This is a genomic window from Arthrobacter terricola (assembly GCF_004354015.1).
Classification (GTDB): Bacteria; Actinomycetota; Actinomycetes; order Actinomycetales; family Micrococcaceae; genus Arthrobacter; species Arthrobacter terricola.
Genome location: NZ_SMRU01000043.1, coordinates 22669 through 32830 on the forward strand (window position 1 = coordinate 22669; position 10162 = coordinate 32830).

Genomic DNA, 10162 nt, shown 5'->3' on the forward strand with positions numbered 1-10162 from the left:
TGTCCTGCCGGCGGTTAATGTGGTTCAAGTCGAAGCACGAGACGACGGCGGGCGCTCGCGAGCGAGTCAGCGGTGATTGCCGCCGCTGTCACGGTGTCGCCGGCCTTGACGGCTTCGAAGAGAGCCGGCTGCGGGGTCCAAGGCGTGATGTCATGATTGTCCAATGCTTCGGTCACGCCGATGGCCTTGAAGGGCCGGCATTGGAGCCAGAGGGTGTCGATGACGCTCACCAAGACCGGGTTGCCGGAAGCCTTGTAGAGCGTCCGGAGGATTTCTTCGTCAAGGTCCAAGGCGTCGGCAATCCTGTCTTCTCCGGCGGCCTTCTGCATATGTCCGAGCATTGTTTTCATGTGTTGGATGTCGCTCGCGGTGACGTTCGGTGTCCCCTTCCGGGTCGCGTCGACCTCCAGGGTCGTCCGGACGTCGTAAATGTGGATGAGTTCAGCGACGGTGAAGGTCTTCACCACCGCTCCCTTATGCGGGATCCGCGTTGCGAGCCCGGCTTCCTCGAGCCTGCGGATGGCCTCGCGCACGGGCATGACGCTCGTGCCTACCATGGCCGCGAGTTCCTGGACCCGGAGTGGGGAACCGGCCGCGAGGCGGCCGGTGAGGATCCCGTTTTCCAGGATCTCGTACACTTGGTCGGCCACAAGGGTTGGTGTGACGTGGGAAGGCGCGTGAATGCTCATGCGAAGCTCCGTTCCTGTGTACGCATGAGATCCGTGCTGCTCGGGCGACGGTTGTCCAGGAGCGGCACGGATCTCAGCAGTTTGTGATTTCCCGGCGGAGTTCTTACGGGCGGGACAGGTTCACTGCCGGGGCCGTGGAAGTCGTTGATCGCTTGCTACCGAGCGCAGCGCTCTCAGTAAGCGAAAGGCCACGGGTCTCGGGTGCCCACAGGATCGAGATCAGGGCGCCGAGGAGGGTGATGGCTCCGGCGATGATCATCGTGGTGCCGATGCCCAGGCCGCTGAGCGCCAAGGGGACAAGATACGTCCCGACAGCGGCACCGATGCGGCTGAGCGAAGATGCCAGGCCCACCGCGGAGCCACGGATTTCGGTGGGGAAGAGTTCGTTCGGGTAGACCCACTGCATGATCTGGGTTCCGCCGATCAGTACGGCGTAGCCGATGAACAGCGCCATGATGATCCACGATGACGCGTTCGGGAGAATACCCAGCATCAGCAGGGCCAGGCCTGACCAGAGGAAGCTGTGGATCATGAGCGGGCGGCGGCCCATCTTGTTGACGAAAACGCACGCGATGATGCAGCCGACCATGAACATGATGGTGATGACGGCGGAGCCGATCTGGCCCATGCTGCCGTCCAGGTGGAGTGCGCCGAGGATGGCGGGGGCGAAAGCGTAGACGGCGAAGAGGGGGACGATCGAGGCGGTCCAGAAGATCGTGATGAAGGCCATGCGTCCGCCGTAGCCGGAGCGGAGGAGGGCGCGGACGTTGAGGTTTTCCTTCGATTCCTGGGGCAGGTCGTCGACGGTGACGCCGGGGCCGAAGACCTTGCGCAGGGAGGCATTGGCTTCGTCGAGCCTGCCTTTGCCTGCGAGCCAGCGCGGGGATTCCGGTGTTCCGATCCGTGCGAGTGCGATCAGCAGGGCGGGCACGGCTGCGCTTGCCAGCGCCCAGCGCCATCCGCTGTCCCCGAGTCCGACGAGCAATTCCCCGACGACGTAGGCAACAGCGGCGCCGACGAACCACATGGTTACGTACAGGCCCAGGAGCGGCCCGCGGTACTTGCGCGGCGAGAATTCCGCCAGCAGGGAGGTTGCGATGGGGTAGTCGGCGCCGACGGCAATGCCGATGAAGAGGCGCAGGACGATCAACCAGAACACGTCGCCCACGAAGAACTGGAGGGCTGAAAAGACGATCATCGCTATGAGGTCGAGCGTGAAGAGCGTCTTGCGCCCGAACTTATCGGTCAGCCAGCCGCCGGCGAAGGCCCCGAAAAAGATGCCGATGAGGGTGGAAGCACCGATCAGGCCTTGTTCCGACTCATTCAGGTGCCACTGCCCGGTGATTTGCGCCAGTGCAACACCGATGATGGACAGGATATAGCCGTCAAGGAAAGGCCCTCCGGAGGAGAAGAGGGCAAGCTTCTTATGGAAGGTGGACAGGGGTGCATCGTCCAATGCATTTGTGGTCATCGAGTTCTCCTAGTCGATGTGGCAGGGATTGCGGCGTCCCTAGTTGGACGGCAATTCCTTAAGGGGGCCGACCTCACGGCTCCCCGGATTCTCTGTCCGCTAGGGCCCTTGCCGCGGCGATACGGCTTCGGCCCAGATACAGAGTCAGGGACATCGTGCGATGTCGGCGTGTTGATGGTCCTCGGTAGGTTTCGCGAACTTTGTGATCTCGAACATGCCCGTGTGAGGCATGTCTCAATACTAGGATTCGATCAAAGATCGCACAAGTACTTTCGATCAAAGATCGAAAAAATTTGAGCGACGACTGAAGAACTCAGGGTTTTAGGAAAGGCGTTCGTCGCTGTGGACGATCAGTCCCGCACGCACGCGGGGGAGTGGTCGCCCATGATTCGGCGGGCGTGTGGCCCGCAGCGGGGAAGAGGTTTAGCTGTGGTCCCGCTGAGCGGCCAGAAGGGCCTTGATGCGGTCGGTGGCATCGACGAGTGACGAGTCGTTGACGGACGCGGCCTTGAGGGAATCGCCGTCGCGGGCGGCATCGATGAGGTCCCGTTGGTAACGCCACAGGGACTCATCGCCCGCGGTGTCCAGGGTTCCCTGTGCTCCCACGATCTTGTAGGCGCGGCACTGCCGCCAGAGGTTGCGGATCATCTGGACGAGTAGCGGATTCCCGGCGGCGGTATAGAGGATTTCCAGGAGGTTCTCGTCGTGGTCCAGGATGGGGATGACTTGGTGCTCGGTGATCGCATGCCGCATGAGGTCGTATTCTGCCTGCATCCGGTCGCAATCCTCGCGGGTGATGTGCCGACTCCCCAAGCGCGCAGCCTCGACCTCAAGCAGCCTGCGGATGTTGTAGACGTGCAGCAGTTCCTCAAGGGTAAGGGCCTTCACCACTGCACCCTTATGGGGTTCGCGTTCGACGATTCCTGCCTCTTCGAGCCGGCGTATCGCCTCGCGCACGGGCATGGCGCTGGTTCCCACCTGTTCCGCGAGCTCGCGGACCGTCAGCCGGGAGCCGGCGGGCAGTTCGCCGCTGAGGATCGCCTCGTGGATTGTGTCGTAAACCTGGTCGGTCAGGAGTGCTGGCGCGGCCCTCTTGGAAAGTGGCATAGATCAAATATATAGGCGAGTGCCCGACGGCGGTGCGTCTTTGGGGTCGTTTCTCACCGCGCGTGCCACGCGGCGCGGTTCCGCGTTGCAGGGTTAGCCAATAATCTCTATTGATCTTTGATCAAATCTTGTTATGATGGGAATCACATTGTGTGGTGTTCCTCAAAGTTGAGGGACATCGCGGAGGCTGTCCCGCCTGGGGTGGGAGTATCACGGGCGTCTTTCCCCTGGACCGCCCGGAGAAGTAAGCATTCGAGAATTTCGCAGAAGGGCATTCCTATGAAAGATGTTGTGATTGTCGGTGCCGGTCTGGCCGGACTTTCGGCCGGTTGGCGCCTTCGCCATTGGGACACGCTCTTGCTGGAGTCCGGCGAGCGGGTCGGAGGCCGGATCCGTTCGGAGCGCCGCGGTTCGTATTGGTTGAACTGGGGCGGCCACGTTTTTGCAGGCGCGGGTTCGTCCACGGATGCCCTGCTCAACGAGGTCGGCGTCACTGCCGTGAACATCCCGGGTTCGCTCCAGGCTTTGTCCATGAACGGAAAGTTCATCCGCAAGGGACACATCGCCACGTACCCGTTCCGCATTCCGATGTCGCTGTCCTCGCGCATCGATACCCTGCGCGCGGGCATGAAGGTTGTCAGCGGAGTGGCAAAGTACACGGGCGTTGTCCGGAAGCGGGCGGGCGAGTCCGGCGCGATGCGCCAGCAGCGTATTTACGACTTCGAGAACAGCACCTCGTTCCAGGACTTCATCGGCGATCTGTCCGAGGACGCCGCCTCGTTGTTCAAGACCACCGTTACGCGCTCGGCCGGTGACATGGACCAGATCTCGGCGGGTGCCGGAATCGGCTACTTCAGCCTGGTCCTGGGCATCGGGCAGGGGCTGAGCCAAGGCATCGTCGGTGGTCCGTCGACGCTGACCGAGTCGATTGCAGCGTCGCTGGGCGGCCGCATCCAGTTGGGCGCCACGGTGAATGAGGTCGTGCACAAGAAGGATTCCGTGCTCGTCCGTTACACCCAGGGTGGCGTGGACCGCGAGGTGGAAGCCCGCGCCGTCGTCCTTGCCACCACTGCCGATGTTTCGCACAAGGTGGGCGTGGACCTTCCGGGCGAACTGCGCGACGCCCTCAGCCAGATCAAGTACGGCCCGCACGTCAGCACGGCATTCCTGACCAACGAAACCTCCGCGCGGCCGTGGGACGACATCTACGCCATCGCTGCTCCCAAGCGGTCCTTCGCGATTGCGCTGAACCAGGCAAGCATCGTCCGTGGTTCGGAATCGGTGCGCAAGCTCGGCGGAAGCTTCATGACGTTCTCGCCGGCGAGCCTCGGTAAGGCCCTGCTGGACAAGAGCGACGACGAAGTCATCCAGACGCACCTCGCGGACCTTGACCAGGTGCTTGGCCACGGTTTTGCCGGCAGCGTTGTGGAAGCGCAGACGGATCGTTGGAAGGTCGCTTCCCCGTACTGCTTCCCGGGCCGTGCCAAACTCCAGTCCACCCTCATGCGGGGAACTGACCGTGTATTCCTCGCAGGCGACTTCCTCGGAACCCTTTACACGGAATCCTCGATCACCTCGGGCTTCTCGGCGGCCCAAGAAGCTGCCAGCCTCCTCGCGACGCACCGCCAGGCCCCGCCGCACAGCGGCCTGTCGGTCGTCGCTTAAGCCAAGCATCCGTTCTTTCCCACCACAGCACTTAAGTAAAGGAACCACTCATGACCAACCACCTCCGCGGAGTCCTCACCGCTTTGTCCACGCCGTTCGGACAGGACGGCGCCATCGACGTCGAAATGCTGCGTCGCGTCGTCGACCGCTCCATTGATGCCGGCGTCGACGGCGTTGTCGCCGCCGGATCCACGGGTGAAGTCGGTGCACTGTCCTCCGAGGAGCGGCTGCTCCTGATCGAAACGGTCATCGACCAGGCGAGGGGCCGCGTCCCGGTGATCGCCCAGACCGGCGCAACCTCGACGGCGGAAGCCATCCGGCTTTCGCAGGCCGCCGAGAAGGCTGGCGCGGACGTGCTCATGCTGATCACTCCGTACTACGAACCGCTGTCCCTGGAAGAGACCGTCACGTATCTCAAGGACGTGGCCGGTTCGGTGAAGCTTCCCGTCATGCTTTACAACATCCCGGCCGTGACCGGCGTCAACCTGGATCCGGCCACCGTGCGCGCACTGGCCGAAGAGGTCCCGAACATCCTCTACATCAAGGATTCCAGCGCCAACTGGGAGCAGGCCCTCCAGCTGATCCACCACCACAGCGATGTCATCGGCACGTTCATCGGCTGGGACGCCTACATTTACAGCGCCTTGGTAGAGGGCTCGGCCGGTGTCATGGCCGGTACCGCCAACGTGGTGCCCGAGGAAATCGTCGCGGTCAGCCGTTTGATCGCCGAAGGCGACCTTAACGGTGCGCGTGAACTGTGGAACGCGGTCTACCCGGTGATCGACGCGCTGCTTTCCACGCCGTTCATCGCCTCCGTCAAGGCCGGCCTTACCCTGCAAGGGCTGCCCGTCGGTTCGCCCCGACGTCCCACCGCTGACCTTGGTTCCGAGGATTTCACCCGCGTCCGCGACGCCCTTGCGGCCCTGCGCGTGAAGGTGGCGTAGCACCATGGCCACGCCAAGCACGGCACTGTTCACCGTTCGCAGGGGCGGGGAATTTCCGGTTCCTGCCTTGCCTCCTTTCGGCCAGTTCATCGGTGGAGCGTTCGTTCCTTCGACGTCGGGCTCAACCGTTGACGTCGTGAACCCGGCCACCGAAGAAGTCATCGCGCAGGTCCCCGAGGGATCGGTCGAGGACGTCGACGCCGCCGTCGCCGCTGCCGTAGCGGCTAAGACGGACTGGGCGGCGAAGACCCCGAAGGACCGTTCCACGGTTCTTCTGCGGATCGCGGACATCATCGAGGCCAATCGCGAAGTCTTCGAAACCCTCGAAGCGGCCAACACCGGCAAGCCGGCGGCCGTGACCGAGGACGATATCTCGAGTGCGATCGACACCTTCCGGTTCTCGGCCGGGGCGACCCGTGCTTTCACCACCCTGGGCGCGGACGATTACGCGGAGAACCACACCTCGGTGATCTTCCGCGAGCCCGTCGGCGTGGTGGGCGTGATCACTCCGTGGAACTACCCCCTCCTCATGGCCGCATGGAAGATCGCGCCGATCCTGGGTGCCGGCAACACGCTGGTGCTCAAGCCCTCGGAGCAGACACCGTTGACTACGCTCAAGTTGGCCGAACTCATCGCGTCCGAGCTGCCGGCGGGCGTGCTGAACATCGTGACCGGCCCCGGGCGGGTAGTCGGTAACCGGCTCTCGGAGCACCCGGATGTTGACCTCGTCGCCATCACCGGCAGCGTGGGCAGCGGCCAGAAAGTCGCCTCGAGCGCGGCGTCCACCGTCAAACGCGTGCACCTGGAACTGGGCGGGAAGGCACCGGTGGTGGTCTTCGACGACGCCGACCTGGAAGCGGCCGCGAAGGGTGTCCGTTCTGCGGGGTTCTGGAACGGCGGCCAGGAATGCGGCGCGGCATGCCGTGTTCTCGTGCACGAATCGGTGGCGGAGAAGTTCACCGAGCTGCTGGTCCGGGAAGTGAGCGAGATTTCCGTTGGCGCTCCCGGTGCGGGGGACGACGTCGAGATCGGTTCCATGATCTCCAAGGCCCACTACGAGAGGGTACTGGCCGCCCTCGACGACGTCCGCAAGGACGGACTGAGAATCGCCGTCGGAGGCAACGCGTTGGAGGGGCCGGGCTACTTCATCGAACCCACCGTCGTCACCGATGTTCCTGCCGGCGCAGCCATCGCAAGCACCGAGATCTTCGGCCCCGTGGTTTCCGTGGAGACGTTCAGCACCGATGAGGAAGCCATCACGCGGGCGAACGAAACCATTTACGGGCTCGCGGCCTCGGTGTGGACCACGAACGCGTCCCGTTCGCTGTCCGTCCCGCGCAAGCTGGACTTCGGCACCGTGTGGGTCAACTCCCACCTGGTGATTGCCAACGAAGTGCCTTGGGGAGGCTTCAAGGGCTCCGGCTACGGCAGGGATCTTTCGATCTACGCCCTGGAAGACTTCTCCAGGACCAAGCACGTCATGTACAACCGGGACTGAGTCCGTGCCCGGCTGACCTCCAAGCACCTCAGCGGTACGAAAAAGATCCCGACGGCGAGCAATCGCCGTCGGGATCTTTTTCGTCTTCGGTTTCTTAGCCGGCAACTGCCGCTGCGGCCCGGATCAGGGACGCCACGCGTTCCCCTTCCGTGTACGCCCCATGCGTTCCTGCAGTCTCCGAGGTGTAATCGCCCGCGAAGTGCAGCGAACCGATCGAACGCTGCAGCTCAGGAAGTGCCGTTGCCCGCTCCGGACTCAGCAAAGCGAAACAGTGCTGCCACGTCTGGGCATGCACGCCCAAGACGCGGCCACGAAGCTGCGGAGCCACCGTGTAGAAGTCCTCCATCCACTCGGCCACCTTTTCCTCATCGTCGGCGAAGCCCGGCAAATAGCCGGAGGAATTCCCATAGCAGGTCAGCTGGACGATGTTCTCGCGGGAGGTCTGTTCGGTTCCACCCGGGACCGGGTTGATGATGGCGTCAAAGGGCATGCCGACAGTTATGATGATCGCCCAGTCCTTGACTTCCGGAAGCCCCTCGACGTCGGCGACGATGTTCAGCGTAGTGCTGCCTGGGCTCGCGACCCGCTGAAGCGCGGAGGTCTTCCAGTCAGGCAGGTCCTTGACGATCTCCGGGACCACGGGCCCCGGGACGGCCAACACGACGTGCCTCGCCAGGAGTTTCTCTTCACCGGGTTCTGCTGTACCGGAACCTGTTTGGACAGACACCTCGTACACGCCGTCGTCCTGGCGCAGGGCCACATCCGCTACCCGGGTGTTGTAGCGGACCGCGTCTTCGGGCAGGTGCTTCAGGATGGTCCGAGGAATGGCCTGCATTCCGTCCAGCGCGAAAAGGCGGTTGTCCTTTTCCCGCGCGAGGTAGCTGGCGAAGTAGCGGAGGGCGTATTTCGCTGAAAGATTGGCCGGATCGCCCACGGCGCCGCCGCGGATCGCCGTGGAAATGACGTCGCGGACCGCCGGTTGCAGGTCGCGGATCCGCTCTGCCACGGTTTCGTCCGAGAGCTTGCCGAGCGCGTCTACCGACGTTTGGCCGTTGACATAGTCCTGGTACTCGGTGAGTGAGGCATCAATGAACTTGATGAGTTCAGTCTTTTCGGACTCGCTGAGATTCAGGCCGGCTACAACGTCCTCGTTCGATTCGGCAACGACGGTCTTCCCGTTGACGTGGATTCCGTACGTCGTGGGAAGGAAGGGCACGGTTTCGATCCCCAGCTCATGCACGAGCTCCTCGGACTTGGTTCCCTTGTAGACGAACATCGCACCGGAATTGGCCGATGTCCCCGCGAGCGGCACCGTGTGCGAGCGTCCGCCGACTTCGTGGCCGGACTCCAAGACAAGGACATCCAGCCCCGAATCCTTCAAGTAATAGGCAGTTCCGAGTCCGGCCGCGCCTCCACCAACAATAATTACGTCATGCAATTTGGGCTCCTCTTCGATAATTCTGTTGTTTCTTTTCTCAAACGCGCCGACGAATACGGGCTCATCGGCCATTCAATGGGCACGCACAAGGGCGACGTCGGGCCGTAAGCCCGACGTCGCCCTCATGCTGAACGGCGCCCTTGTCAGAGTTCGCTGGGTGCGCCGGGCTCGCCGACGGCGGGATCCATTCCGTACTTATCGAGGATCTTCTTGATGGTGCCGTCCGCCCGGAGCTTCTGGATGTCGTCGTCGATCGCCTTGCCGAGGGTCTGGTTGTCGAGGCTGGAGGGCAGCATGACCTGGCCGACGGAGGCGAACTGCGGGACGTTCGGGTTGGGCTTGACGTTGACTACCTGGGCGCCGTCGATAGGCGCTGACTTGAACCGGTACTTCGCGGAAGCGGCGGATGCCACGACGGCGTCGATGCGTCCTGCCTTGAGGTCCGCGTAGATGGACTCGTCGTCCTGGTAGATCTTGAAGTTGTCTCCGAGCCACTTTTGCAGGCTGTCGTTCCAGAGGTTGCCGGCGACCGAGCCGACCTTCTTGCCCGCAAGGTCGTCACTGGTCAGGCCGGTCTTCGAGATGATCGCCTGCGGATCGCTCCAGAGCGGGGTGCTCATGTAGACGATGCTCGAGCGTGCCTTGGTGCGCAGCCAGTTTCCGGATCCGATGTCGACGCGCTTGGACTGCACGGAGGGGATGACCGCACCGGCGCCGCCGGAGGAGCTGACGGTGACCTGGAGGCATTCGAGCTTGGCGATCTCGCCGATCAGGTCACCTTCCATGCCGGTGACCTGGTCGCCGTTGAGGATGGTTGCAGGTGCGTAGTCGTAGCTCGCGACGGTGAGTTGGCCTTGCGTGAGGGTTTTGAGGCCGTCGTGGGCGGGTTTGCAGCTGGAATTGCTGCTGGCATTGTCGGTGCCTCCGCAGGCTGCGAGGGAGAGGGCGAGCAGGCCGGCGGCGGTGCCGGCCGAAAGCGCGCGCACGAGGACGCGGGGAGTGCGTGACATGGTTCTTCTTTCTTTGCTGTGGTGTTGGAGATGTGGGGGTGTTTAGTTGCGTTGGAGGTGGCGGTTGAGGCGTTGTTCGAGGAGTTTGACGAGGGCGAGGAAGAGGAGGGTGAGGGTGCCGTAGAGGATGGAGGTGAGGAGGTAGACGGAGAGGTATTGGAAGGTGATGGAGCCGATTTCGAAGGCTTTGGACATGAGTTCGGGCACGGCGATGACGAAGGCGAGGGCGCTGCCTTGGAAGACGAGGACGGCGAGTCCTGCCAGGGGCGGGGTGGAGATGCGCAGGGCTTGGGGGAGGATGATGATGCGGAATCCGGTGAAGCCGGACAGTCCGGAGGTG

Annotated in this window: 8 protein-coding genes and 1 pseudogene; 3 read left to right on the plus strand and 6 right to left on the minus strand. The window is 63.1% G+C overall.

Annotated features, from left to right (window positions below):
- Positions 1 to 14: 14 nt before the first annotated feature.
- From E1809_RS23615 to E1809_RS23625, 3 genes are all read right to left on the minus strand, one after another.
- Complete coding sequence (locus tag E1809_RS23615; RefSeq protein WP_133206686.1) at positions 15 to 689, minus strand: GntR family transcriptional regulator; 675 nt, start codon at positions 687 to 689, stop codon at positions 15 to 17.
- 103 nt (positions 690 to 792) lie between these two features.
- Positions 793 to 2160, minus strand: coding sequence for an MFS transporter (locus tag E1809_RS23620; protein WP_133206687.1), 1368 nt, complete (start codon positions 2158 to 2160; stop codon positions 793 to 795).
- Positions 2161 to 2583: 423 nt separating this feature from the next.
- Positions 2584 to 3267 (minus strand): GntR family transcriptional regulator, encoded by a 684-nt coding sequence (locus E1809_RS23625; protein ID WP_133206688.1) that lies wholly within the window; start codon positions 3265 to 3267, stop codon positions 2584 to 2586.
- Between the two features lie 279 nt (positions 3268 to 3546).
- On the opposite strand from E1809_RS23625, the gene E1809_RS23630 reads away from it, so the two are divergent.
- From E1809_RS23630 to E1809_RS23640, 3 genes are read left to right on the plus strand one after another with little or no spacing between them, the layout of a single operon-like run.
- Positions 3547 to 4932: a protoporphyrinogen/coproporphyrinogen oxidase gene (locus tag E1809_RS23630; RefSeq protein ID WP_133206689.1), complete on the plus strand. Its 1386-nt coding sequence runs from the start codon at positions 3547 to 3549 to the stop codon at positions 4930 to 4932.
- A 50-nt stretch (positions 4933 to 4982) separates the two neighbouring features.
- Positions 4983 to 5876 carry a 4-hydroxy-tetrahydrodipicolinate synthase gene (dapA, locus tag E1809_RS23635; protein ID WP_133206690.1) on the plus strand — a complete coding sequence of 298 codons (894 nt, stop codon included), beginning with the start codon at positions 4983 to 4985 and terminating at the stop codon, positions 5874 to 5876.
- A 4-nt stretch (positions 5877 to 5880) separates the two neighbouring features.
- Entirely contained in the window at positions 5881 to 7374 is a 1494-nt protein-coding gene (locus E1809_RS23640; RefSeq protein ID WP_205754314.1) for an aldehyde dehydrogenase family protein, read from the plus strand.
- A gap of 94 nt (positions 7375 to 7468) precedes the next feature.
- Here the strand turns inward: E1809_RS23640 and E1809_RS23645 are convergent, their stop codons facing one another.
- The 3 genes and pseudogenes from E1809_RS23645 to E1809_RS26905 all read right to left on the minus strand — a co-directional run.
- A complete protein-coding gene (locus E1809_RS23645; protein ID WP_165962479.1) occupies positions 7469 to 8812 on the minus strand; it encodes an NAD(P)/FAD-dependent oxidoreductase in 1344 nt (447 codons plus the stop codon).
- 143 nt (positions 8813 to 8955) lie between these two features.
- Positions 8956 to 9822, minus strand: a complete 867-nt coding sequence (locus tag E1809_RS23650) for a substrate-binding periplasmic protein (RefSeq protein ID WP_133206692.1) — start codon at positions 9820 to 9822, stop codon at positions 8956 to 8958.
- Positions 9823 to 9864: 42 nt separating this feature from the next.
- Positions 9865 to 10162, minus strand: a pseudogene (locus E1809_RS26905) (hypothetical protein); the annotation flags it as partial.